The organism is Rhodoferax sp. WC2427, assembly GCF_040822085.1.
Lineage (GTDB): Bacteria > Pseudomonadota > Gammaproteobacteria > Burkholderiales > Burkholderiaceae_C > Rhodoferax_B.
Genome location: NZ_CP162006.1, coordinates 3332479 through 3356542, shown reverse-complemented (window position 1 = coordinate 3356542; position 24064 = coordinate 3332479). Strand labels below are relative to the sequence as shown.

Below are 24064 nucleotides of genomic sequence, written 5' to 3'. Positions count from 1 at the left end.
GTATGGGACACACATGGAACAGGCTGGGCCTGCTGGCGGTGGCGGGTGTGGTGGCGGGTTGTGGCGGTGGCAGCGGTGGCGATGGGGGGGGCAGTGCAGCGGTGTGCCCGGCAGGGGGCAACGTCACGGCCAAGTCCGCTAGCGTGGAAACGCCGGTGCAGGCCGAGTCGCTGCGGCAGACGGCGGGTACCTCGGCTTCGGCCTTGCAGCCGCGCCTGGTGCAGCCTGTGTCGGCCCGTGCCATTGCTTTGGGCGACCTGGCCCAGGCCAAGGTGGCGGCGGTGAAGCCTCTGCTGGCGCAACAAGGCGTGCCCCAACAGATCGGTTTGCCGCGCGATGTGGCCGCCACCGGCACGGTTGCCGCGACCCGTGCCCTGCTGCAGTGGCAGGCTACGGCGACGGGTGGCCAGGTGGCCGCCATCAGCATTGATTCAGGGTTGGCCGTCGGCCTGCGGCTGGGTGTGCTGGTGAAAAGCCTGCCTGCCTCGGCGACGCTGCGCGTCTACGCCCAGGGCGCGGCCAAGGCCTACACCATTGCCGCACAGGACGTGCTGGACAACCTTGCGCGCAACCGCGCGGCGGGCGACACCAGCGATGCGGGCCGCACCTACTGGGCCCCCATGGTGGAGGGCGCCGAGGCCACGCTGGAGATCGAGCTGCCTGCGCAGGTGTCTACCGCCGGGGTGGAAATCGCCATTCCCAGCGTTTCGCATTTGTTCAGCAGCCCACTCACCGTTGCCAAGGCTGGCAACGTGGCCAAGGCTGCGGTGGGCAGTTGCGAAGTCGATACCGCCTGCGACCCCAGCTACGCCACCGAGAGCAATTCCGTGGCCCGCATGAGCTTCGTCAAGAGCGGCATTGCCTTCGTGTGCACCGGCACGCTGGTTAACGATGCCAGCGGCAGCGGCACGCCGTATTTCTTGGGTGCCAACCACTGCATTTCAACCCAGTCAGAAGCGTCGACGCTGGAGACCTGGTGGTTCTACCGCGCCACCAGCTGCGCAGGCCCCACGCTGGATGCCAAAGCCACCACCCGCATCGGCGGCGCCACCCTGCTCTACGCCAGCGCCAGCACCGACACCTCGTTCATGCGCCTGGCCGACAGTCCACCCACCGGGGCGGTGTTTGCGGGCTGGTCGGTGGCAACCCCCACGCTGGGCGCCGCCGCGGCGAGCCTGCACTTCCCGCAGGGCAGCTGGCAGTCCATCAGCACCGGGGCGATCAAATCCTTTTTGAGCTGCACCTCGCTCAGCGCGAATTCGCTGGACTTCAGCTGCAGTGCCACCAGCCAGGCCGCTGGCAATTTCGTCAACGCCCAGTTCACCAGCGGCTCCACCGAGACGGGCAGCAGCGGTGCACCGCTGTTCGCGTCGATTGGCAGCGGCCACTACCTGGTGGGCCAGTTATACGGCGGCAGTTCCAGTTGCAGCAACCCGTCTGGCAGCAACGCCTATGGGCGGTTTGATGTGGCCTACAACGCGGCCCTGGGCCGCTGGCTGGCCCCTTCGGGTAGCTGTCCCTGATGGATTGCTACTGAAAAAATAGCTGCTTGCGCTTATTGCATAAGCGCTGGGAGCTATTTTCTCTTGAAATTTGAAAGGCCTGATGGGCCTGTGCCGCGGCTACGGGTTTGCCGGTGTTGACAACCGCGGGCAGCGCGCTAGGGGCTTTACGAACGTAATGGGTTGCCCAGTGATAATCACCCCACATTATTTATTGGGGAGAGCGTGTGGATACCATTTTGCTGATCAAGGCCGCCATCATGGGCATCGTCGAGGGCCTGACCGAGTTTTTGCCGGTGTCCAGCACGGGGCATTTGATTCTGACCGGCTCGCTTTTGGGCATGACGGACGACAAATCCAAAGTATTCGACATCGCCATCCAGACCGGCGCCATCCTGGCCGTGATCATCGTCTACTGGCAGCGCATTGCCGGGGCCATCAGCGGCTTCAGCAGCAGCGCCCGCGCACGCCGCTTTGTGTTCAACGTGGCGATTGGCTTCCTGCCTGCGGCCCTGGTGGGGTTCTTTGTCTATAAAGCCATCAAGGCCTATCTGTTCAATGCGCCGGTGGTGGCCGCGGCCTTCATCGTTGGCGGCGTGATCATCTGGTGGGTGGAGCGCCGTGCCAAGCCGGTGGTGCGCATCCAGGAGATCGACGACATGAGTGGCCTGGATGCCCTCAAGGTCGGCCTGGTGCAGTGCCTGGGCATGATCCCCGGCACCAGCCGCTCTGGCTCCACCATCATCGGTGGCATGTTGCTGGGCCTGTCGCGCAAGGCGGCCACCGATTTCAGCTTCTTTTTGGCCATCCCCACGCTGATCGCTGCCGGGAGCTACAGCCTGTGGAAAGAACGCGCTTTGTTGTCCATGGCCGACTTTCCGCTGTTCGCCGTAGGCTTTGTGGTCAGCTTCCTGAGCGCCTGGCTGTGTATCCGCTGGCTGCTGCGCTACATCTCCACCCACGACTTTGTGGTGTTTGCCTGGTACCGCATCGCTTTCGGTCTGGTGGTGCTGGCCACCTGGTACACCGGCACCGTGGTCTGGGCGGACTGATGGCCGCCATCCAGGCCGTCATTTTTGATGCCGACGGCACGCTGGTCGACAGCGAGGAGCCCGGCATGGATGTGTTGCACGCCCTGGCCGTCGCCCATGGCGTACAGGTCACCCGCGCCGAGGCCCACCAGCGGTTTCGCGGCGCGCGCATGGCCGACTGCATCGCCTGGATCACGGCCCAGTTGCCCGCCCAGGCACCGGGATTTGAAGCCGCCCTGACGGCGCAGGTGCGCCAGCAGTCCGAGATCCGCTTTCGCCAGGGACTGGAGCCTTTGCCGGGCGCGCTGGCCTTGCTGCAAGGTTTGCACATCCCGTTTTGCGTCGCCACCAACGGCCCGCGCGAAAAGGTCGAGCTGACCCTGGGCCTGACCGGCCTGCGTCCCTTGCTGGGCGAGCGTATTTTTTGCGCCTACGAGGTCGGCCACTTCAAGCCCCACCCCGGCTTGTTTCTGCATGCAGCCCAGGCCCTGGGCGTGGCACCGGCCCATTGCGCGGTGGTGGAAGACAGCCTGCCCGGTCTGCTGGCCGGTTTGGCTGCGGGCATGCAGGTGTTCAGCCTGCACCCGCAAGAGGGCCTGGCGCCCGAGGTGGCCGAGCGGGTGACGTTTATTGCGGGCCTGCAGGCTCTGGGGCCGCTGCTGGCGCGCTGATGTTTCGCAAGGCCGCTTCGATGGCCGCCGCCGTGGCCAGCGGCTTCTCCATCGGGAACAGGTGGCTGCCGTCCAGCATCATGGTGCGGCCCTTGGTGATTTTGGTGGTCAGGCCCATGCCCATCTGGCGCATTTCGGTGGAATGGGTGCCGCCAATGTAAGCCACCGGGCATTTCAACGGGCGGCGGCGCAGCAGACCTTCGAGGTGGTCGGGGAAGCCGTTGTAGATGGCCGTCTCTACCGCCCGGTCGAAGGTCAGAACCCGCTGGCCGTCGGCATCCTGGGTCCCGTAGGCGATGTAGTCCTGCAGCACCTGCGGATCCCAGCGGGCAAAGGCCTTTTTGCCTTGAAAGTGGGCCAGCGCTGCGGCCTGGTCGGCCCAGTGCTGGCGGCGGGTGCGGCTGATCTTGCCGGGCGACACCACTTCCACCATCCGGGCCCGTTTGAAGGCCCCCAGCGTGGTGGCACGCCAGCCACCGACGATGGGCGCATCCAGCAGCAGCACGCCGCAGGCCAGTTCCGGGTGCTGCGCGGCCACCATCAGGCTCAAGAATCCGCCCAGGGAATGGCCGACCAGAAAGGCCGGTTGCCCGTGCCGCGCCACGGCCTGGGCCGCAAAGTCGGCCAGTTGCTGCACCAGGTGCGGCCAGTTGTTGCTGACCGGGTACTGCGGGTCGTGGCCGAGCTGGTCGATCGCCTCTACGGTAAAGCCACGCGCCCGCAGGCTGGCCAGCATGACGCTGTAGGTGGCGGCGGGAAAGCTGTTGGCGTGGGCGAAAACGATGGGCGGCAAAGTCGACATAACCGCGATTCTGTGACTTTTGCCCGCTTTGCGCAGTCGCGCACGCGCGCCAGGCTAAATCAGGCGTTCTTGCGGCGTGGTGATCTTGCGCAGCGGCTTGCCCCGGGCTGACTCGACCATCAGCGGAATTTCGGTGTGCTCGCCGTTCCACATCGGGTCTTCGATACTGTCAAACACCTGGCGCAGCTTGTGGCCCCAGCTGCTGTGCAACATTTTCATGTAGGGGTTGTTCTCGTCGATGCAGACCACCTTGTCGGTCTGGAAGCTGTCGGCCTCGTACACCACCAGGTCCAGCGGCAGGCCGACGGACAGGTTGGATTTGAGGGTCGAGTCCATCGACACCAGTGCGCACTTGGCGGCTTCGTCCAGCGGGGTGGTGGGGGTAATCACGCGGTCCAGCACGGGCTTGCCGTATTTGGATTCGCCGACCTGGAAGTACGGGGTTTCGGGCGTGGCTTCGATGAAGTTGCCGGCCGAGTACACCTGGAACAGGCGCATGCCTTCGCCCTTGATCTGGCCACCAAAGATCATCGACACGTTGAATTCCACCCCGGCCTGGCGCAGCGAGGCTGCATCACGGTCGTACACGTGGCGCACAGCGGAGCCCAGTACGCGGGCTGCGTCGAACATGCTCTTGGCGTTCCAGATGGTGATGGGTTCGCTGGTTTCGGTTTCCTTGACCTGCTCGACCTGCAAGATCTCACGGATGGACTGCGAGATGCTCAGGTTGCCCGCCGACAGCAGCACCATGAAGCGGTCTTGTGGCTTCTCGTAGACGATCATTTTGCGGAAGGTGCTGATCTGGTCCAGCCCGGCGTTGGTCCGCGAATCGGACAGGAAAACCAGCCCGGCATTAAGTTTGATGGCTACGCAATAGGTCATGGGGGCAGGTTCACTGGCAAAGGGCTGATTTTAGGTCAGCGCGTGCGCCGACCTATGGTAGCGCCAGGTACGCATGGCGACCGACGTTGCCGACCTTGAATACCGACACCGCATCCACCAGGTCGGTGGCCTGGTTTCTGAGGGTGTTGGCCGAAGCCGAGAGCTCCTCGACCATGGCAGCGTTCTGCAATGTGGACTGGTCCATGCTGGAGATGGCGGTTCCCAACTGCGTTACGCCGGTAGCCTGGTCCCGGCTGGAGGCACTGATCTCCCCCATGATGTGGGCCACTTTCTGGATGGCATCGACCAATTCGGCCATCGTTTTGCCCGCCAGACCCACTTCCGAAGTGCCGTGCTCCACGCGTTCCACGCTGGCGTTGATCAGGCTCTTGATTTCCTTGGCGGCATCGGCACTGCGGCCGGCCAGCGAACGCACCTCAGAGGCCACCACGGCAAACCCCCGGCCTTGTTCGCCGGCGCGGGCGGCCTCTACAGCGGCATTCAACGCCAAGATATTGGTCTGGAAAGCAATGCCGTCGATCACGCTGATGATGTCGGCAATCTTGCGGGAACTGTCGGTGATGCCCTTCATGGTCACCACCACCTGGTCGACCACCTGCCCGCCGCGCACCGCCAGTGTGGACGCACTTTGCGCCAGCAGATTGGCCTGGCGGGAGTTTTCGGCATTCTCGGCAACTGCGCCATTGAGCTTGGACATATGGGCGTTGGTGTGCTCCAGTTCACTCGCCTGGAGCTCCGTGCGGTTGGACAGATCCAGATTCCCCGAGGCAATCTCTTCGCTGGCCGAGAACACGCTTTCCGAGCCTTGCCGCACCTTGCTGACCACGTCAATCAGGCCATGCTGCATGTTGTTCAAGGCCGTCAGTAGCTGTCCGGCCTCATCTTTGGTGGTGGACTGGATGGCCACGCTCAGATCGCCACTGGCGACCCGTTCAATGGCTTGTACCGCCTCCGACAGGGGGCGGGTGATAGAGCGAATCAGCAAAGTAGCCGCCACCACCGCCAGAACCAGGCCCAATACGGCGATGACCAGCATGGAGCTGCGGGCGGTGTTGTAGGTGGTGACCGTCATGGCACCTTCATCAACCGCACCCTTGTGGCTGATGTCCACCAGCTTGTCCAGCGTGGCGATGGATTTGACGAACAGCTTTTCCGCGGTGGTATTGAGCAGGCGTTTGCCCTGGTCGGCCTGGAACTGCTTGGCCAGTGCAACCACCTGTTCGTGGATCACCAGATAGGCTTTCCAGTCGGCGGTGAAGCTGTCGAACAGTTTGCGCTCGTTGTCGTCACTGATGCTGGTGGCAAAGGCTTTGCTGTCGGCCTGGAAGGTGGCTTGCACCTTGACCATCTTCTTTTCCAGCTCGGCGGCCTCGCTGTCCACGGTGCTCATCACGTACTGCAGCTCGGTCATTCGGAAGCTGGCGAGTTCGGCCCCCATCTTGTTGACCGATTCCGACTTGGGCAGCCACAGCGTGGATATCTCATCGGCATTGCGCCACATGATGCCCATCTGGACGACCGCTGTGACGGCGATGGCTAGCATGGCCGCGACCAACATGGCAAATGTGCCTGTCAGGCGGGTGGAAATCTTCATGTTGTTGAGCGTATTGATAGCAGCTTCTTTTCATGTGACAGGAACAAGGAAGGCGACCGGATCAGCTTCTCACGGCTAAAACGCCGTTCCATCGTAGGGCAACGGTTCGGAGCCAAATAGAACGATGCGACATTTACTAGCCTGTTATCGACACAAATTAATACATTTGTAACAACTTCTTAAGTTGATAGATGGCTTCCATGGCCTCGCGGGGGCTCATCGTGTCGGGGTCCAACGCGGCCACGGCGGCTTCCACCACCCCTACAGAAGCCGGCTCGGCGGCGGGCGGCGGCGCAAACAGATCCACCTGCGCCTGGTGGCCCAGCGCGTGGTCTTCCAGCGCGGCCAGGGTGTGGCGCGCATGGTTCAGCACCGCGGTGGGCATGCCGGCCAGGCGGGCCACCTGGATGCCGTAGCTGCGGCTGGCCGGGCCGGGCTGCAGCTCGTGCAGAAACACGATATCGCGGCCCGACTCGGCGGCGCTCACATGCATGTTCACCGCGCCATGGTGCTGGGCCGGGAACTCGGTCAGCTCGAAATAGTGGGTGGCAAACAGGCAGAAGGCCTGGGTCTTGTCGTGCAAATGCGCGGCAATGCCGCTGGCCAGGGCCAGGCCGTCGAAGGTGGAGGTGCCGCGGCCAATCTCGTCCATCAGCACCAGGCTGTGGGCGGTGGCGCTGTGCAAAATCTGCGCGGCCTCGGTCATCTCCACCATGAAGGTGGATTGCGCGTTGGCCAGGTCGTCGGCCGCGCCGATGCGGGTGTGGATGGCGTCGATGGGCCCCAGGCGGCAGGCGGTTGCGGGCACAAAGCTGCCCATGCTGGCCAGCAGCACGATGGTGGCCACCTGGCGCATATAGGTTGATTTACCGCCCATGTTGGGCCCGGTGATGATCTGCATGCGCTGGCGGTGGCCCAGGGCGGTGTCGTTGGCGATGAAGCTGGCGTTACTGAGCTCAGAAAGGCGGGCCTCCACCACCGGGTGGCGGCCGCCCTGGATGGCGATGCAGGGCTCTTTGGCGAACACCGGGGCGCACCAGTTGAGGGTCAGCGAGCGCTCGGCCAGGGTGCACAGCACGTCCAGCGCGGCCAGGGCGTAGGCCAGTTGGCCCAAGGCGGGCACAAAGGCCTGCAGGGCATCCAGCACCTGCTCGAACAGCCATTTCTCGCGGGCCAGGGCGCGCTCCTGGGCACTCAGGGCCTTGTCTTCAAAGGCCTTCAGCTCGGGGGTGATGTAGCGCTCGGCGTTTTTCAAGGTCTGGCGGCGGCGGTAGTCGGCGGGCACCTTGTCGATCTGGCCCTGGGTGACTTCGATGTAGAAGCCATGCACCTTGTTGAACTGCACCCGCAGGTTGGCAATGCCGGTGCGGGCTTTTTCGCGGGTTTCCAGGTCGAGCAAAAACGCGTCGCAGTTGGTCTGGATGTCGCGCAGTTCGTCGAGCTCGGCATCGAAGCCGCGGTTGATCACGCCGCCATCGCGCACCAGGGCAGCGGGTTCGTCCAGGATGGCGCTTTGCAGCAGGGCCGCACAGCCCTCGGGCGGCCGCAGTGCTGCAGAAATCTGGGTCAAAAGTGCCGTTTGCGCTGGTATGAAGGGCGTGAGCAGCTCTGCTTTTTGTAGCGTGTACTGCAAGGCCACCAGCTCGCGCGGGCGCACCTGGCGCAGCGCGATGCGGGCGCTGATGCGTTCTACATCGCCGCTACCCTTGAGCTGCTCGCGCAGGCGCTGGCCCTGCCCGGCTTCACGCAAGGTGGCAATGGCCTGCAGGCGCAGCGTGGCTTCGCTGCGGTCGCGCTGGGGTTCCAGCAGCCAGCGCTTCAGGGCCCGGCTGCCCATGCTGGTGCTGCAGGTGTCCAGCAGCGAGAACAGCGTGGGTTTGTCCTCGCCGCGCAGGGTTTGCGTCAGCTCCAGGTTGCGCCGGGTGGAGAGCGGCAGGTGGATGCCGGCATCGCCTTTTTGCACCCGGATGGTTTGCACGTGCGACAGGGCGCGGCCCTGGGTGTGTTCGGCAAAGGTCAGCAAGGCGGCCGCCGCCGCGTGGGCCTGGGGCAGGTCGTCCGCCTGCCAGGCGGCCAGGGTGGCGGCGTGCAGTTGCTCCAGCAGCTTGCGCTGGCCCAGGGCGGCATCGAACTGCCAGGCCGGGCGGGCGGTGGTGGACAAGGCCACGCCGGGCGCGGTGGCGCGCTTCAGGGCCTGGATGCGCTGCTCCAGGCTGTGGCTGGCGTCGGCGCTGTGCAGCAGTTCGCTGGGGGCGATGCGGGTGACCCAGGCTTCCAGCTCGTCGCTGGGGCACTCGGCCAGGTGGATTTCGGCGCGCGTCACGCTCAGCCAGGCCAGGCCGCAGGTATTGCGCGGCCCCTGGTGGATGGCCAGCAGCACGGACTCGGTCTTGTCGGACAGTAGCTCGGCATCGGTGAGCGTGCCGGGGGTGACCACGCGCACCACCTTGCGTTCCACCGGCCCCTTGCCCGTGACCTCGCCCACCTGCTCGCAAATCGCCACCGACTCGCCCAGCTTGATGAGCTTGCCCAGATAGCCCTCCAGTGCATGGAAGGGCACGCCGCACATGGGAATAGGCACGCCTGCCGTGTGGCCGCGCTTGGTCAGGGTGATGTCGAGCAGGGCGGTGGCTTTCTCGGCATCGCTGAAAAACAGCTCGTAGAAATCGCCCATGCGGTAGAAAACCAGCGTGTCGGGGTACTCGGCCTTGATGGCCAAGTACTGGGCCATCATGGGGGTGTGCCCCGAAAAGTCTACTTTCGCAAGTACTTGATCTGATTGGGTGACAGTGCCCATGTTGTTGATTTGATTAGGGAAAGGTCTGGCGTGGCGGAATTGCTAAGTCTTCACGAAGCAGCACTAAACAGCACTACACTCCGGCGCTAGCGTAGGAAATTGGTACTGAATTTTGCAATGCTACGCCGGGCGGCGTAACTCGAATCCGGTAAACCTACGCCGTGAGGCGTGAATGCAGTTTGATGCTCGTACTGCGAAGCTTTTGAAGCCTGGTGAGCGCATTATCGTGGACGGCTGTCCAGGCTTGCGCCTGGAGGCCAGCGCAACAACGCGCACATGGATCTACCGGTACAAATCGCCCACCGACGGCAACATGCGCCAGGTGGCAATTGGGCGCTGGCCAGCCATGTCGGCAGTGGCGGCCGCCACCGAATGGGCGGTCTTGCGCTCGAAGCGCGACAGCGGTGTGGACCTGTCCAAAGAGAAGAAGGCCGCCCGCTCCAAAGCGGCCGCCCCGAAAGCCGAGACGTACACCGTGGCTGCAGTGTGCCGCGATTACATTGCCGGGCACATAAAGCTACGCCGCAAGGCCAAGGGTGCGGCCGAGGTCGAGCGCCTGTTTAAAAAGCTTCTCGCGCCCATTGCTGACCAGGAAGCTGCGACCCTCAAGCGGTCGCAGGCGTTCTCCTTGCTCGAAGGTCTGGTAGAAACGCCTGTACAGGCCCAGCAGATCCGCCAAGAGCTCGGGGCGGCCTGGGACTACGTGCTCGATGCGGGCAGGCTGCCGGAAGATACGCCCAACTGGTGGCGCTTGATCATGCGCGGCCGACTCAAGAGCAAGGGCAAGCGCATCGAAGGCAAGCATATTGGGGTGACAAAGCGGTTTCTGTCCGATGCTGAGGCCGGTGAGCTCATTCGGTGGCTACCGAACTTCAGCAAAGCGATTTGCGACGTGCTGACCCTCTACCTGTGGACCGGATCGCGTGGGGCCGAGGTGGTGCAAATGGAGCACTGCGAGATCACAGAAGAAGTGGACGGCCTGTGGTGGACGCTGCCAAAGGCAAAAACCAAGAACGCCAGGCACGAGCTCGCCACTGATCTACGCGTCCCCCTGGGTGGGCGTGCCGAGGCGGTTGTGCGACGGCGTATGCTTCTGTCAAAGGGGTTTCTGTTTCCATCTGCTGCGGCAAAGGGCTACCTCAGCCAAAAAGCGGTACAAACGGCTGTGCACTACCACCAGCCCTATTCAAAGACCACGCCGAAAAACGTTAGGCCCAGGCTGACCGTGACGCACTGGTCCCCACACGACTTGCGACGCACGGTGCGCACCATGCTGGCCGCGATGGGGTGCCCCGACGAGGTCGCCGAGGCCTTATTGGGGCACATGCCCGAGGGAATCAAGGCGGTGTACAACCGGCACTCCTACGACAAAGAGCGGCGGTTGTGGCTCACACGCCTGGCTGAGCATCTTGAAGTCCTGGCATCGACCCCTTTGCCGCGCGTCGGCTAGTGTTGGGCGGTGGCAGCAGGTCCGACACCGGGCAGTCGTCTAGCCACGAATCCAACTCACGCACCAGGTAGCCTACGCGGCGGCCAGACAGTTGCCGTGGCTTCGGGAACTTACCTTCCCGCACCAGGCGCTCCACGGTCGTCACCGACAGGGCGACATAGGTCGCAGCATCAGGCGGCTCCAGGGCTGCTGGGCGGATATTGATGGCGATACTCATACGGCTTTGCCTTCCAGCTTTGCAGGCCGCACCTCTGCTGGCTGGGCGGCGGGTATGGGCATCACAGACAAGTCCACCCATCGCGGGTCGGCGAAGCCCGGAAACAGAAGCGTGTGGGCCAACCGACCGTGGGGTTTGATGCCCGGTTGGCCGTTGATAGTCAGGCCACAGGCATCGGCAATCATTGCCACAACACACTCCGCGCCATCTGCGCAAGCGTGTTTCTCCCATGGCACCAGCAGAAGGTCCAGATCCCGCGTGAAACTACCGTGCATCACCAGGGCAAAGCCATATTGCCAGGCAATGATGCGCGCCGTGGTGAATACCTTGGCATAGTCGGGGTCGATGATCCCGTACGGTAAGCCCTCTGGCGGCTCACCCCCTTGCACCCCAGATGCTGGCACTGCTGGCTGCGCGGCGCGAATGAAGGCTTCGACCAGGGCGGCGAAGTGCTCAATTTCAGACCATTGGCAGACCACATCGGTGGCCAGGCCTTGCAACCCAGCCTGTCGCGCAAGGCGGCTAATGTCAGCTCTGTTCATGGCGCACCCCTTCGCTTTTGGTGGGCGGGATGCCGTTGGCGGCCAGCATGGCATCCCAGATTCCCTGCATTGGCATGGCGTATCGAGTCTCTCCAATAGGAGCGTTATCGTTCAGCCACTCAGAATTTACGTGACCACCTGCCTGTTTCATCTCGGAAGTGATCGTCATTGGGACAAGGAGCCAGCCCGGCAACGGCTGCACCTCTAATGGCTGCGCGACCAATGGCTGGTCCAGCGCGGCCCGCAGCCGCACAATCTCGGCCTCGGCACGCTTGAGGGCGCGGATGTCTCTGGTGAGCTGGCGGGCACCTCTGCTGCGGCCGGTGTCGATTCTGGCGCGGATGATGTAGAGCACCTGGGCGGTTTCTGCCTCAGACGATTGCCCGGTGCCGGGCGTTGGTTTAGCTTGCGGCATGGCTACGGCTTTCGATTGATGGTGGCTTGATGCTCAGCACCTGGCCAGCGCTGCTGGTGATATGGCCCAGGGCTGTTTTGACGGCGGCGTGAAACTCGCTGGCACCCAGCTGGGTGAGTTGGAATTCGTGCAAGTTGATGGCGATGGCCAGGGTGTCCAGCTCCTCCAGGTCGAGCGGTACAGCCTGCCAGGTCTTGCACCGCATGGCTCGTCGCTCGATGGCTTGCAGCGCCAGCTCAGCGGCGTACAGGTGGGCTTTGAGGCCGCGCACCACGCCGCGTTGCTCTATTGCCTGGGCCACTTCCATGGCGCTGGCGAACTGCGTCCACTGCCACTGGGTGGCTACACCTTCGCGCAGGGCTTTGTGGGCATCCTGCAGCGGTTCCAACACGCTGGCGCGCTCGGTTGCGGTCAGCTTGGTGGCACCCAGGATGGCGGTGCTGATGGTGTCTGCGCATTTCGTCCAGCGCACCTGGCGGGGTTTGCGTAGGCCGTTCATGATTCCACCACCTCGAGCTCATTCCGATCAAAGCTGGCCATCGAACCCACTTTGCTGCCCTTGCCTGTAAACATCAGCATCCAGGCCGCCCCCAATCGACTGCGCACCAGGCCTTCCTTGCCCACGTACTTGGCGTTGGGGCCTTTCACACCCACCAGCACCCGCACACGTTGACCAATCTCAATCGCCGCCGCCGATGGTTCCTGTGCGGGCCGTTCAGACGTGCCCGCCACCGCAAGTGCGGTGGCATCAATTCCCTGCGCGTCAGCGCCCAGATCGGACCCCTCCGCCGCCAGTGCGGCGGACTCAATGCCTTGCATCGCCTGGGCGATGCCTAGAGCGGCTTCCTCCGCAGTAGTCTTGGCTTTCGCCGCAGGCGCAGCGGGGCGCGTTTTTTTGGACCCATCCGCGTTTTTGCTCTTACCTCCCCCCGCCTCCCCCTCAGCTTGCGCAGCAGGGGAGTGGGGTAGAAGCGGTTCTGCGGCTTTGGGTTTCGGCAAAAAGCGCTCTTGCGCCTCGGCTTTTATGTCCTTGATCACTGATTTCAGCTTGTCACCAAAGGCGATTTCAGCCACCAGCATCAGGCCCTCGTTCGGCGGACGGCCATGGGCATAGTGGTTGCGGCCGGAATCGCGCTGCATTACCAGCAAGGCCAGCGCCAGGTCGGGGCGGTCGGTGGTTTTGACAAAGTCCACCACCGCGCTGTGCGAAGACACCTTGCCCAGGTCCAGCAGCTTGCACAGCGCGTCGGCGTTGTCCTGGTGGATGTTGATGGCTTCGCGGCGGGCCAAATAGCGGCAAAACTCCATGCTGGACATTACCGGCACATCGTCTTTATTGACGGCATGCCAGGTATCCGACAGCAGCGTGTCGCGCCAACCTTGCTCAAACTGCTCTGTAGCCTTGGCCTGGGCTTTTGCTGCTTTCTCGTCGGCGAACTGCTGGACTTCTTTGTCCACCGTCTTGGTGGCTGCTGCTGCCTGGCCCTGCACGGTTTTGAGCAGGCGCAGCACCACCTCGTTAGCCAGCACCGCAACCAGCGTGCCTTTAGAGTAGGGGTGCTCGATCATCACCTGGGCAATGCCTTCCACGTCCATTTGCTTGCCGATGATCTTGCGCAGCGGCTGGTTGGTGGGGCTGTCGGCTGCATCGTCCAGTCGGCGGTAGCCTTTGAACTTGGCGTTGTAGCTGTGCTGGGGCATCAGCTCCTGGGCTTCCTTGCCCGCGATGATGGTTTGGCCCTTGGCCTGGGCCTCGGCGACCATGGTGGCGTTGTGAGCTTCTTCTTTCTTGTGAAAGCAGGGTGGATCGGTGCACACATCTGCATTCTTGACGTCGGCAAACAAGTCGGGCTCGTGGCCGGTACGCTTGGCGCAGGTCTTGCAGCTACCTGCGTTGGGCACAAGGTCCACACGCAGAATGTCGAACTTGGCCGTGTCCAGCTTGAGCATGTATTTACGCTGGATGTAGGCCGCAGCGGCGCGTTGCCCCATGGGTGCAGTTTCGCCCGTGCTGTAGTCGTGAACGCCCATCAGGATATCCTCGATGGCCTTGATCTGCAGCTTGTGGTCCGGGATGCGGGCAATCAGCAGGGCGCGGCTGGAGTCGATGCTGCCATCACGCAAACTGCTGCGCGCTTCCTGGCACAGGTCCAGCAGCTTGAGGCGGGCGTAGACGTAGCTGCGGCTTTTGCCAATCTTGTCGCCAACCTGCTCGGCGGTGATGCTGCTGTGCTGCATCAGGCGCTCGTAGCCCTCGGCTTCTTCCAGGGCGGCGATGTCCTCGCGCTGGAGGTTTTCCACAATCTGGATTTCAAGCACCTGGTCGTCGGTGAGGTCGCGCACCATGGCCGGGATGGTGTCGCGCTTGGCGGCCAGGCTGGCACGGTAGCGGCGCTCACCGGCGACAAGTTCGTATTCGGGGCGCGGGCTTGTCTTCGAGGTGTCTTCAAGGCGCGACGCAGGCAGCGGCCGCACCAGTATGGGCTGGTGCACGCCGCTGGAGGCAATGCTGGCGGTAAGCTCTGCCAGGCGCGCAGGATGGAAGGTCTTGCGCGGATTGGTCAGGCTGGGGGTGATGGCCGACAGGGGGAGGTCGGCGAAGGTGGGGGCGTTCATAGGAAGGAGCCTGGTGAAGATTCAATGTCCTCAAGAATCACGTTTGTGTCTTTGAGGAAACCCGCTTCGGCCGCCAGCTTGATTGCACCTTCGATGAGCATCGGCCAGTAGTAGTCTTTGTTTGCTACTGCGCCAGCCGATATCAAAGCTGTCTCAAGGTTGCCCAACATAGCCACGATGACATTGGGGAGGTCATTTAAGTCGAGTTGCTCGTGCTGCCGAACTAATCGCGGTTGGCGATTGGGTTTGGGTGGGCCTTTCATTTTGGTGTTGCTCATGCTGTAACTCCAGTGACGGCAGGCACTAAAGCCAGCACGCGGCTCTGCAGCTGCGCCAGGTCGCCGCTGTTGTCGATGGTCCGATCGGGCCAGAACTGACCGCCATCGGTTTCACTCTTGTGCGCACCTGGCGTAGCGATGGTGAAGCCGCGGTTCACCTGCCAGATGTAGCCGCCGTGTTCGCGCACCAGGAGGGCCTCGTTCATGAAGCGCACGTCGGTTACGGCTATGCATTGCCCCTGCTGGCTCAGGTGGCTCAGTCGCCGGTTCATGGCCTTGGTCCAGTAGTGCGGGTCCTGGGCGCGGCGGTATTCGGTGCCCCAGCGCTGCATGATCCAGCGGGGCGAGCGCGGCAGCGTCATGTCCAGCAGCGGCGTTTTGTTGTAGTTGATCATGCAGGCCTCGAAGTCGAAGTCGCGGCAGCGCGATAGCGCCAGCTGGGGCGTGGCAGCTTCTTTGGTGGCGCGGTCGGTCAGCACCTCAATGGGGATGCCAAACGCGTCCATGATTTCCTGGCGCAGCGGGTCGGCAAAGGCCACGGGCACGTAGTTGCGCTGCTTGCGCAGGATCTCGGCGATGGTGTCTTTGCCGCTGCCCATCAGGCCGGTGAGGCCGATGATGCGGGGGTAGTGGGCAATGAAGGGTGCGGTGGTAGTCATTGGAGGCGCTCGATGGTTTGGGCGTGCGGCAGGCGCACGTGCATGTGGATGAGGGTGGAGGTAATGCGGACGTGGTCGCCGCGCTTGAGGGTGGCGGCCAGCTTTTCCGCCAGGTGGCGGGTGGACTCGGAAAACACCTGCTCGACGTGCAGGGTCTGCTGCAGGTCGGTAGCGGTGCGCAGCTCCAGGCTGAGCACGGGGAACACGTGATCCCCATCGCCCACCGGCTTGTTGCGCACCTCTGCATTGCGGGTCAACGTGGCATCCAGCACCACGTGAGGGGCCTCGCGGTGGGTGGGTGCGGCGCCAAACAGATCCGCTTCGGGCTGCAGTGCAGACGTGTGGACAAATGCGTTCATGGCTGCACCTCGGCGCGGTTGGACTGCTGTGCGTCGAGCTGGGCCGTCTGCACATCGGTTGCGGTATCGCGCTCGACATCCATGGCGCTGGGGCCGTCCAGCAGGTAGGTAGAGCCCAGCAGCAGGGCCGCCAGGGCGGAGACCAGCCATTTGGTCAGGGCGTTCATGCTGCGTCTCCCCATAGTTCATCCAGGTTCAGGGGAGGAATCAATGGCGAAGTGCGCGGCACGCGAGCAAAGTCAGGCCAATACGTGGTCCATTCCACATTTGTTGATTCGGTAGGTGTGGCGGCACACATAGCCACGCTGGCCAGGTCGTCTTCGGGAAACGCGACGATGCTCCAGCAGGTGCCGTTCCACCAGCGCCAGGTGCGGGTGCTGCGGCCGCTGGAGGCTTGCCACCAGCCGATGTGGGGCGGAGGACCGCGGTGCCAAGTGCGGGTGGGCTTGGGTTGGCTCATGCGCCATCACCCTGCGCCACTGGGGGCGCTTCATATGTCAACGTGCCCGCAAATTCCTTTCGGAACAGCGCCAGGTCCAGCCTGTAGTTGATCGCGTGCGCAGCGGTCAGGTCTTCGAACGACTGGCTGCACTGGTCGAAGTAGTACGCTAGCCGGGGATCGCGCTGGATGCGTTGCAGCAGCGAACGGATGGCCTTGAGATTCGCGTGGAAAATTGTGGCGTCCTGCTTGTCATGCATCTGCCATGCCAGTGCCGCCCCAGTGCGCATGCACTCCTGGGCAAACTGTTCATGGTCGATGGGGCCGTCCAGCGCTTCCGCCTCAGCAGTGACCAGGCACTGCATGAACGCTGCGGCCTCGATGGAAGAACGTAGCGTGGCGAAGAGCTGCCGGTCTGTGCTGGCGGCAGCACCGGGCGCGGGGGGCGTTAGGGGTGCAGACGCGGGGTCTGCGGGTTGTGTGGTGGTTTGCATTTCAGCCTTCCGGGTTGGGATGGCTGAATTATCACGTACGTGATTTAAAAGTCAATCACGAAAGTGATTAAATTTCAACAATGCAAAAAGCCCGCAATCAGCGGGCTTCTCGAAGCAGGTGTTTTTACGTCGCGCTTAGGGAGTCAAGCCAGATGCGCTCGGGGATGATGAGAATGGTATGTCCCGCATCTCGTAGTTCCATGGCTTTCTGGATCTTTCGGCCGTGGTTAGTGTTCACCCATGCTGGGGATGCATGTGTGCCGACAACCAGGTGGGAAACTTTTCTGGTGACAGTGGGGTGCGTCAAGATTCCGGCTTTGGTGCAAAGTTGGTCGCAGGCGTTCCGGGTTCCGTACATGAACTCACCGGTAAGGCATAACACAGCATCCTGCACTGCCAGGCTGCTGACTTGATCGAACGGCAGGTTATCGGTAGTTGGGGATACTGAGCCGGTTTCCGCAAAGTCACTGCCCACCAGGCTCTGCAGGTTGGTGAGTAGATGGGCCTTTTCTTCGGCTGTAATCACGCCATCGCTCAGCACCTCGCTCAACAGCCGAGCAATGGCGGAACCGGGCCATGTTTGTGTGACTTCCGCGTTGGCTGTCAGCCAGGTGTGGAGCATGTAGATCTCAGCGTCTACAAGTTGACCGTCGGCGACCAGGCCCATCACCAGACCACTGAGCATTTGTGTGGCCCGGGTGAGGCTCCGGTTTTGGATCGAGGCAGCGATTCGGAGATCTGTTGCCATGGGGCCTCTAGAGTTAGGGTTCTGCGGTGGAGAGTTTGGCCGAGTCACGGGTGTAGGTGACTGGCACGCCTGTGCGGGTACACACCATCTGCAGCTCTAGTTCGGTGTCCAACACCAAATCATTGCCGCGCATGCCGAGCCACATTGCTACGTACAGCAGAGCGCCGACTTTGTTGGTGCCCTTTATGGCGGTAGATACGCCGCCTTTCCAGGGCAGCACTATCAACTCACCAGCCGCGGCGCGTTGCGCCAGGTCGGGTGCTTCTTTAGCCTTTTCAATGCCGCGCAGCCAAGCGCACACTAGCCCAAAATCTGGGCCATTCCAGCGTGCGTCAAAATCGGTGGGAACAACTGGAGGGTTGGCGATGCGCTGGCAAACAAGCATGGTGCTGGACAGTGTGAGGTAGTTGGGGTGTCAGTTCGGAACGATGGATATCACCTTGTCCATGCGGATGATGTTCGCAGTGGGCTCGGTGATTTTCTGGTGCGCTGCATTCAAAGACTCAAGGCACACCATGCCATCGCGAACCCAGACAAGGCGTTTGAGGGCCTTGCGTTCGTTGGTGAAATGAACCACGCACAGATCTGGCGGTTCGGCTGATCGAGCGGGCGAAGCAACAACATCCCACCCAGCCATGATGGTTGGCTCCATACTGTTGCCACGCACCTTGACCGCATAGGCTTGCTCATCACTTTTGGTGGAGACGTAGGCGATTGGTTCAGATTCTTGCAATGTCGGCGCGGGGTCGTAAGTCTCGATAAAGCCATTGTCCCCACCTTGAACCACACCAGCGCGGTGCGCGTATTTGATGATTGCGGGCCTGGCCTCTTCCGTCAGGTCGCCAGTGTTTAAGTGTTGAGGGCCTTTGCCATCCCTGAGCCACTCCGGATGCACCCGCAGTGCTTTGGCGATCGCAAGAAGTTCACGTGGGTTTTTGCGGAACCCGCTTTCTACGTTGCCAATGGTTCCTTGGGATACACCCGCGGCTTTCGCAAGGTCGCCCTGGCTCATCCCAAGATGTTCCCGTGTTTGTTTAAGGCGCTCTGCAATTGTGATCACGAAAGTGATTTGACTAGAAATATTAATCACTTTGGTGATTGTTTTGTTATCACGTTCGTGATTTAATGGGGGGATGAAACCTCTACTTGAAGCTATCAGCATCATCGGCTCCCAGCGTGAGTTGGCGAATGTTTGCGGTGTTGTCCAGTCGGCCGTGGCAGGCTGGTTCAAGCGCGGTTCGGTGCCCGCAAATTACTGTTGGCCCATCGAGAAAGCGACAGGCGGAAAAGTCACCCGCCGCGCTCTTCGCCCCGATGACTGGGCGCAAATCTGGCCAGAACTCGCCTCGGCCGCCCCTACACAACCTGAGGGAGCCGCTCATGTGTAGTGCGTTGGCAAATCTCGAGTGGGATGGAGTGCCCCGCCTGCAGGCTTGGTTAGATTTGATTATTGGGTGATTTTGCGTGTTCATGCCCGAATCATGGGCGTTGTTAGCTATTTTATCTATAGCAAAAAATTAGGGAATTTGCCATGCTTATGAATCCGCTGGATGCAGCTTTCAACACCGTAAATGACTACCCGGGCGGTGCGGGTTCCTTAGCCCCCCGCATGCCGAACAAGAGCGCGTCTACCTTGGCGCATGAGTTGCGCGGCCAGGGTTCGGCCAAGCTGGGCCTGGTGGATGCGGTAAAGATCATGGATCTGGCCGACAACAACCTGATCCTGTTGGCTATTGCCGCGCACCGCAACTGCGCGGTGGTGCCACTGCCCGAGGGGCTGGATGCCGTGGGAGGGGCAGGGCAGCACTTGCCCGCGCTGCTGGAGCGTCTTGCAGCCGTGGTGTCCAGCATCACCATGGCCGAGTTGGACAATGTGGTCACTGCCAACGAGCTGGCCGATGCCGAGCGCAAGTGGGGCGCGCTGACGGTGTGCGGCCTGGATATGCTGCGCACCATGCGCCGGCGCCATGAGGCGGGCTTGCCTACAGGGGTTGGCGCATGAGGCCCGTAGGCGAAGTGCGCGAGGCACTCCTTGCTGCGGCGGTGGCGCTGGCTACAGACGAGCAAGCACCCACCGTACGTGAGCTGGCCCAAAAGGCGCGCGTAGGTCAGCTGGCCGCACGTCGCACGATAGACAACCTGCGCCGCGCAGGGCTGTTGCATATTCCCCGTATGCGCAAGGTGGACTACCGCAATTGCCCAGTGGCCGAGTACGCCTGCAGCAAGATGGCTACCTTGAAGCCTGCGGACGGTTGGGCCGCCTGGCGTGGTGTGTCGATTTGCACGCCACGGGCTGAGGCAGAGTAATGGCGGGTGACATACCAGGGCGGGCACCCCTGCCGCCCTTGAACATCCGCGCCCTGGCGGAGGCTTTGCTGCCCAATGCGGACATGCTGGTGAACCTGTGGTTGCCCGGCGGCAAGGTGAGCAATGGCGAGTACCTGGTGGCTAGCTACTGGCGGTCTGAGAAGTCCCCCAGTCTGAGCGTGCGCCTGACCGGCGAGAACGCGGGCCGGTGGGCCGACTTTGGCGGTGACCACCGGGGCAATGACCTGGTGAGCTTGTACGCCTCCATCCACGGCATGGACAACGGCCATGCGGCGGTCGAGCTGGCCCGCCAGTATGGGCTGGAACAGGTGGCGAATGTGCAGGGCAAGCCTGCTGCATCGGCCCAGCCACGGCCTGCACCTGTGAAGCTGCCAGCCGTGGCAAAACCTCAAGCTGACAAAGAGGGGTGGACACCGATCGCCCCTGTGCCTGGCTACGCGCAGGAACCCGATCACAAACATTTTTACCGCGACTACCCGCCCCAGCATATAGCCCGGTATGCACGGGACGGTGCGCTGTATGGCTTTGTCGTGCGCTTCACTAAGAGCGATGGGGGCAAGGCCACGCTGCCCTATGTGTTTTGCGCAAGCAGTAAGGATGGCGGTAGCAAGTGGATTTGGCGGGGTTGGAATGACCCCCGGCCGCTTTACCTGCCCGGTGGCACGTCGCCCGGCCAGCGCACCGTGGTCCTGGTGGAAGGGGAGGTCAAGGCCGAGGTGTTGCAGCTGCTGCTGGACGCAGGCGCACCAGGTGTGTACGTGGTGGCAAGCTGGGTGGGCGGTTGCAAGGCCTGGAAGAAGGCAGACTGGAGCTGGCTGGCTGGCACCACGGTGCTGCTGTGGCCTGACTGCGATGGTAAGCGCGCAAACCTGACCCAAGCCGAGGAAGCTGCCTGCTCGGATGCAATCGCGCTGGAAGCCGCGCGCGCAGCCAAGCCGCTGCTGCCCGCTGACAAGCAGGGCGGTATGGCTGCGATGCTGGGCATTGGCGCGCTGCTGCGGGATGCACACACCTGCACGGTGCAGCTGCTGCCCATTCCCGCACCTGGTGCAGTGGCCGATGGCTGGGACTGCCGCGATGCCATCGAGGTGGACGGCTGGGATTTTGAACGCGTGCTGGCCCTGTTCGGCCAGGCGTATGCCTTGCCGCCTGGTGGCGGCAGCGCGGTGCCGGTTGCAGAAAAAAAACGCGAACGTCTCGTTAGCACTGAGGGCAGTGGTAATGATGACGGCGCAGCCGAGTGGATCGGTGGCAAGTCGGTGCCCATGTGGCTGCTGCCGTTTTACAGCGAGCGCCGCCACCGCTGGGAAACTTCGCGGGAGCTGGTGATTGCGGCGCTGCGCACCGACCCGGCTTTGTGCGAGGTGCTGGCGTACAACGAATTGACGCACAACATAGAGGCGCGGACCTTGTGGCCTTGGCCGCATGCCCAGGTAGGCGACATCACCGAAGAGGTGGATTTAATGTTGGGGGAGTACCTGACATCACGCTACGGGCTGCCCAGCATGAACCGGGCATTCTTGAAAGAGGCTATCACCACGGTGGGCTACTCCCGCCGCTTCCACCCCATCCGCGAGTATTTGAAAGCGGTGGTGTGGGACCAAAAATCACGTATCGATAAGTGGTTGGTGCATGCCCTGGGGGAGTCGCCCGATACCTTGTCCGCACCCATGCTGGAGTATCTGCAGCTGGTGGGCCGCTACTGGCTGCTGGGCATGGTCAACCGGGTGATGGTACCCGGCTGCAAGTTCGACTACTGCCCGGTGCTGGAGGGCGTTGGTGGCCTGCGCAAGTCCACCCTGGTGGAGATCCTGGCCGGGTCCAAACATTTCAGCGACACGCCATTCCAGGTGGGCAAAGGCAAAGAAGCCCAGGAACAGGTGCAGGGCCTGTGGGTGTACGAGATTGCAGAGCTGATGCATTTCAGCAAGACGGAAGTGGGCGCTATCAAGGCGTTTATTTCGTCGAAAGTGGACCGTTTCCGTGCGGCGTATGCCGCCACCGTGGCAGCGCATGCCCGGCAGTGCGTGCTGGTGGGTTCGACAAATGAGAATTCATATCTGCGCGACCGCACAGGCAACCGTCGGTTCTGGCCTATCCCCGTCAAGCACCAGATCAATACCGACTGGGTGGCCAAGTACCGCGACCAGGTGTTTGCCGAGGCCTTTACGCTGTTCGGCCAGGGTGTGCCCTATACGCCGACGGCGGACCAGGAGCGCCGACTGTTTGCGCCAATGCAGGCCAGCCGCTTGATGGAAACACCGGTGGAGAGCGAGCTGCTGCATTTGTTGACGCGCTCGCCGACCCCGACTGGATCGGGTCTGCTGCTGAATGAATTCACCCAGTATGTAACGCTGAGCCAGTTGACTGCAGCTCTGGGGGCGGATGCGGCCAAGGCGAGCCCAGGCCTTGCCCGTGAGGTCACGGCCTGGATGATCTCCGAGGGGTGGGAGAAGGCCAAGAAGCAGGTGAACAACGTGCGGGCGCAGGTGTTCGTGCGGCCACGCAATTGGCCTGCTACCGATGATGGCGATGAGATGGTGGCAGCGCAGCCGGAAGGTGGCAGCGCGGTCGCAATAGATGAGGACGCAGACGATGTGCCGTTCTGACCAACAGGTCACGGCGCAACAAACGCGCCGTGTTGCAAGCACCGAGGGAGGCGCGATTCGCGTCGGTGCGCCCGAAGGGCTGGAGGGTGCTGCGATGCACTTCCATTGTGGCGCGGTAGCGGGGAAGTCTGCGCACGGACCTATGACGTAAGTGTCCATGTGTCCACGGTGTCCATGGTTTTCTATGGACTCTGTAGCAAATCCATATTCCCCAGTTTGAGGGGTTGGAGCTGCTGCATTGTCTGGAGGATTGTGGCCCACGGTGGATAGGCAAGGCGGGCAGGCGTGGTGGGCGCAGTGCGCTCGCGCTCGCGCTCGACGCGGTTATCACTCCCCCATATCTCAATAGAAAAGGATGGACACCATGGACACTTCAGCGGTAAAGCAACCAGTGGGCGACAAGGTTGAACTGATCAAGACCCGTATGCCTACGGTGTACAAGATGATCCAGGACAAGGCGGCAGAGGTAGGCAACGATGCCTATGTGTGGGTGAGGCAAGGGCTGCGCGGGGAGGTCAACCGGTTCTATGCCATGGAGCGTGGCTACGTGGTCGGCACGCCGTTCAATATCTCTGCCATCAACGCCGCGGTGGCGGTCAACATGGTGCAGTTCGGGGTGGATGCCTGCTGCATCTGGCCGATGGAGGTGACCCGTGGCGCGCATTGAATGGGTGAAACAGAAGCTGGTCAACTGGGCGCTGTGGAAGGCCCGTAATGAAGGCGGTGGCCTGGGCTTTGCCACCCGGTCGGTGCTGCTGGCGGAGGCATCGGACACCCGGTACGCGGGCAACATCATCCCGGTGTTGGAGATTGATGGCGAGCAGACCAACGTTGCTGTCGAGTCCTTGAAGCTGACCAGGCCACGCTTGTACCAGACGCTGCAGTTGATCTACATCGAGAACACCGGCATCAAGGGCGCAGCGCGGGCGCAGGGCATTGCGGTGTCCACGGTCAGCGCGCTGCTGGAGGCTGCGGACCACGCGCTGTCGGCCTGGTTTGGTGACAAGGCCGAGCGCGACAAAGATAAGGCCAGGGGTTTTACGTCATAGAGTTTGTTGCTACATTTCTGGCAAGCTGCTTCCAACGTGTCTCCTGATCCGAAGCGGTAACGCCTCGTGTCTTAGCCCTCACCTCTGAGGGCTTTTTTATTTCCCCCTCCATGCCTCAAGCCGCCGCCAAGCCCTGCAGCCATCCTGGTTGCGGTGTGCTGGTACGCGATGGATCGTCGCGCTGTGCCAAGCATCCGCGTCCCCAGTGGACCAAGAAGCCCACCGCCACCAAGCGCATCACGGGCCGCAAGCTGCAGGCCATGCGCGCCGATCTGTTCCGCCGTGCGCCGCTGTGCGTTGCCTGCAAGGCCTTGGGTGTGGTGATGCTGGCAACCCAGCGCGACCACATCATCCCGCTGGCCGAGGGAGGTGCTGACGATCAATCGAACGAGCAAGGCCTGTGCGATGCATGCCACGACGCCAAGAGCCTCACAGAGGCCAGCAGGGGCCGACACCGGGCGTTTGGAGGGTAGCCAGACCCAGGCCAAAAGGGTAGGGGGGATCAAAAGTCCACCGCTTTTCAACCGGAAACCGAACGGTTAGCCAAATTTTTTCGTGCGG

Annotated in this window: 29 protein-coding genes; 11 read left to right on the top strand and 18 right to left on the bottom strand. The window is 62.4% G+C overall.

What is annotated here, in order from left to right:
* Positions 1–2: 2 nt before the first annotated feature.
* The 3 genes from AB3G31_RS15860 to AB3G31_RS15850 all read left to right on the top strand — a co-directional run bounded on the left by AB3G31_RS15860 (position 3) and on the right by AB3G31_RS15850 (position 3204).
* The gene (locus AB3G31_RS15860) at positions 3–1523 is read left to right on the top strand and encodes a serine protease (RefSeq protein WP_367847047.1); all 1521 of its coding nucleotides are present in this window, start codon (positions 3–5) and stop codon (positions 1521–1523) included.
* Between the two features lie 206 nt (positions 1524–1729).
* Positions 1730–2554 carry an undecaprenyl-diphosphate phosphatase gene (locus tag AB3G31_RS15855; RefSeq protein WP_367847046.1) on the top strand — a complete coding sequence of 275 codons (825 nt, stop codon included), beginning with the start codon at positions 1730–1732 and terminating at the stop codon, positions 2552–2554.
* Positions 2554–3204 (top strand): HAD family hydrolase, encoded by a 651-nt coding sequence (locus AB3G31_RS15850; protein ID WP_367847045.1) that lies wholly within the window; start codon positions 2554–2556, stop codon positions 3202–3204. Before AB3G31_RS15855 ends, AB3G31_RS15850 begins: the two co-directional genes overlap by 1 nt.
* Here the strand turns inward: AB3G31_RS15850 and AB3G31_RS15845 are convergent.
* The 4 genes from AB3G31_RS15845 to mutS all read right to left on the bottom strand — a co-directional run bounded on the left by AB3G31_RS15845 (position 3161) and on the right by mutS (position 9237).
* Complete coding sequence (locus tag AB3G31_RS15845; RefSeq protein WP_367847044.1) at positions 3161–4006, bottom strand: alpha/beta hydrolase; 846 nt, start codon at positions 4004–4006, stop codon at positions 3161–3163. The genes AB3G31_RS15850 and AB3G31_RS15845 overlap by 44 nt on opposite strands.
* Positions 4007–4060: 54 nt before the next feature.
* Positions 4061–4888: a peptidase gene (locus AB3G31_RS15840; protein ID WP_367847043.1), complete on the bottom strand. Its 828-nt coding sequence runs from the start codon at positions 4886–4888 to the stop codon at positions 4061–4063.
* 52 nt (positions 4889–4940) lie between these two features.
* Positions 4941–6503 (bottom strand): methyl-accepting chemotaxis protein, encoded by a 1563-nt coding sequence (locus AB3G31_RS15835; protein ID WP_367847042.1) that lies wholly within the window; start codon positions 6501–6503, stop codon positions 4941–4943.
* A gap of 157 nt (positions 6504–6660) precedes the next feature.
* Complete coding sequence (gene mutS, locus AB3G31_RS15830) at positions 6661–9237, bottom strand: DNA mismatch repair protein MutS (RefSeq protein ID WP_367847041.1); 2577 nt, start codon at positions 9235–9237, stop codon at positions 6661–6663.
* A gap of 235 nt (positions 9238–9472) precedes the next feature.
* Between mutS and AB3G31_RS15825 the strand changes: the two genes are divergently transcribed.
* The gene (locus AB3G31_RS15825; RefSeq protein ID WP_367847040.1) at positions 9473–10750 is read left to right on the top strand and encodes a tyrosine-type recombinase/integrase; all 1278 of its coding nucleotides are present in this window, start codon (positions 9473–9475) and stop codon (positions 10748–10750) included.
* On the opposite strand, the gene AB3G31_RS15820 is transcribed toward AB3G31_RS15825, so the two are convergent.
* From AB3G31_RS15820 to AB3G31_RS15755, 14 genes are all read right to left on the bottom strand, one after another.
* The gene (locus tag AB3G31_RS15820) at positions 10689–10967 is read right to left on the bottom strand and encodes a helix-turn-helix transcriptional regulator (protein WP_367847039.1); all 279 of its coding nucleotides are present in this window, start codon (positions 10965–10967) and stop codon (positions 10689–10691) included. The genes AB3G31_RS15825 and AB3G31_RS15820 overlap by 62 nt on opposite strands.
* The gene (locus AB3G31_RS15815; protein ID WP_367847038.1) at positions 10964–11509 is read right to left on the bottom strand and encodes a hypothetical protein; all 546 of its coding nucleotides are present in this window, start codon (positions 11507–11509) and stop codon (positions 10964–10966) included. Before AB3G31_RS15815 ends, AB3G31_RS15820 begins: the two co-directional genes overlap by 4 nt.
* The gene (locus AB3G31_RS15810; protein WP_367847037.1) at positions 11496–11924 is read right to left on the bottom strand and encodes a hypothetical protein; all 429 of its coding nucleotides are present in this window, start codon (positions 11922–11924) and stop codon (positions 11496–11498) included. Before AB3G31_RS15810 ends, AB3G31_RS15815 begins: the two co-directional genes overlap by 14 nt.
* Complete coding sequence (locus AB3G31_RS15805) at positions 11911–12423, bottom strand: hypothetical protein (RefSeq protein WP_367847036.1); 513 nt, start codon at positions 12421–12423, stop codon at positions 11911–11913. Before AB3G31_RS15805 ends, AB3G31_RS15810 begins: the two co-directional genes overlap by 14 nt.
* Positions 12420–14540 (bottom strand): ParB/RepB/Spo0J family partition protein, encoded by a 2121-nt coding sequence (locus AB3G31_RS15800; protein WP_367847035.1) that lies wholly within the window; start codon positions 14538–14540, stop codon positions 12420–12422. The genes AB3G31_RS15805 and AB3G31_RS15800 overlap by 4 nt, the downstream gene beginning before the upstream one ends.
* Positions 14537–14818: a hypothetical protein gene (locus tag AB3G31_RS15795; protein WP_367847034.1), complete on the bottom strand. Its 282-nt coding sequence runs from the start codon at positions 14816–14818 to the stop codon at positions 14537–14539. The genes AB3G31_RS15800 and AB3G31_RS15795 overlap by 4 nt, the downstream gene beginning before the upstream one ends.
* Complete coding sequence (locus AB3G31_RS15790) at positions 14815–15477, bottom strand: hypothetical protein (protein ID WP_367847033.1); 663 nt, start codon at positions 15475–15477, stop codon at positions 14815–14817. Before AB3G31_RS15790 ends, AB3G31_RS15795 begins: the two co-directional genes overlap by 4 nt.
* Positions 15474–15836, bottom strand: coding sequence for a hypothetical protein (locus AB3G31_RS15785; RefSeq protein ID WP_367847032.1), 363 nt, complete (start codon positions 15834–15836; stop codon positions 15474–15476). The genes AB3G31_RS15790 and AB3G31_RS15785 overlap by 4 nt, the downstream gene beginning before the upstream one ends.
* Positions 15833–16003 (bottom strand): hypothetical protein, encoded by a 171-nt coding sequence (locus AB3G31_RS15780; protein ID WP_367847031.1) that lies wholly within the window; start codon positions 16001–16003, stop codon positions 15833–15835. Before AB3G31_RS15780 ends, AB3G31_RS15785 begins: the two co-directional genes overlap by 4 nt.
* The gene (locus AB3G31_RS15775) at positions 16000–16296 is read right to left on the bottom strand and encodes a hypothetical protein (RefSeq protein WP_367847030.1); all 297 of its coding nucleotides are present in this window, start codon (positions 16294–16296) and stop codon (positions 16000–16002) included. Before AB3G31_RS15775 ends, AB3G31_RS15780 begins: the two co-directional genes overlap by 4 nt.
* Positions 16293–16769: a hypothetical protein gene (locus AB3G31_RS15770; RefSeq protein ID WP_367847029.1), complete on the bottom strand. Its 477-nt coding sequence runs from the start codon at positions 16767–16769 to the stop codon at positions 16293–16295. Before AB3G31_RS15770 ends, AB3G31_RS15775 begins: the two co-directional genes overlap by 4 nt.
* 124 nt (positions 16770–16893) lie before the next feature.
* Positions 16894–17517, bottom strand: a complete 624-nt coding sequence (locus tag AB3G31_RS15765; protein ID WP_367847028.1) for a hypothetical protein — start codon at positions 17515–17517, stop codon at positions 16894–16896.
* 13 nt (positions 17518–17530) lie between these two features.
* Positions 17531–17902 (bottom strand): hypothetical protein, encoded by a 372-nt coding sequence (locus tag AB3G31_RS15760; protein ID WP_367847027.1) that lies wholly within the window; start codon positions 17900–17902, stop codon positions 17531–17533.
* A 30-nt stretch (positions 17903–17932) separates the two neighbouring features.
* Positions 17933–18748, bottom strand: coding sequence for an XRE family transcriptional regulator (locus AB3G31_RS15755; protein ID WP_367847026.1), 816 nt, complete (start codon positions 18746–18748; stop codon positions 17933–17935).
* On the opposite strand from AB3G31_RS15755, the gene AB3G31_RS15750 reads away from it, so the two are divergent.
* From AB3G31_RS15750 to AB3G31_RS15720, 7 genes are all read left to right on the top strand, one after another.
* A complete protein-coding gene (locus AB3G31_RS15750) occupies positions 18651–18905 on the top strand; it encodes a transcriptional regulator (RefSeq protein ID WP_367847025.1) in 255 nt (84 codons plus the stop codon). The genes AB3G31_RS15755 and AB3G31_RS15750 overlap by 98 nt on opposite strands.
* 143 nt (positions 18906–19048) lie before the next feature.
* On the top strand, positions 19049–19519 hold the full coding sequence (locus AB3G31_RS15745; RefSeq protein WP_367847024.1) for a phage regulatory CII family protein: 471 nt from the start codon (positions 19049–19051) through the stop codon (positions 19517–19519).
* Positions 19516–19824, top strand: a complete 309-nt coding sequence (locus AB3G31_RS15740; RefSeq protein WP_367847023.1) for a hypothetical protein — start codon at positions 19516–19518, stop codon at positions 19822–19824. Before AB3G31_RS15745 ends, AB3G31_RS15740 begins: the two co-directional genes overlap by 4 nt.
* Positions 19825–19862: 38 nt before the next feature.
* A complete protein-coding gene (locus AB3G31_RS15735; RefSeq protein WP_367847022.1) occupies positions 19863–22454 on the top strand; it encodes a VapE domain-containing protein in 2592 nt (863 codons plus the stop codon).
* 364 nt (positions 22455–22818) lie between these two features.
* Complete coding sequence (locus tag AB3G31_RS15730) at positions 22819–23121, top strand: hypothetical protein (RefSeq protein WP_367847021.1); 303 nt, start codon at positions 22819–22821, stop codon at positions 23119–23121.
* Positions 23108–23503, top strand: a complete 396-nt coding sequence (locus AB3G31_RS15725) for a hypothetical protein (RefSeq protein WP_367847020.1) — start codon at positions 23108–23110, stop codon at positions 23501–23503. The genes AB3G31_RS15730 and AB3G31_RS15725 overlap by 14 nt, the downstream gene beginning before the upstream one ends.
* Before the next feature lie 110 nt (positions 23504–23613).
* The gene (locus AB3G31_RS15720) at positions 23614–23976 is read left to right on the top strand and encodes an HNH endonuclease (protein WP_367847019.1); all 363 of its coding nucleotides are present in this window, start codon (positions 23614–23616) and stop codon (positions 23974–23976) included.
* The last annotated feature ends 88 nt before the right edge of the window (positions 23977–24064 follow it).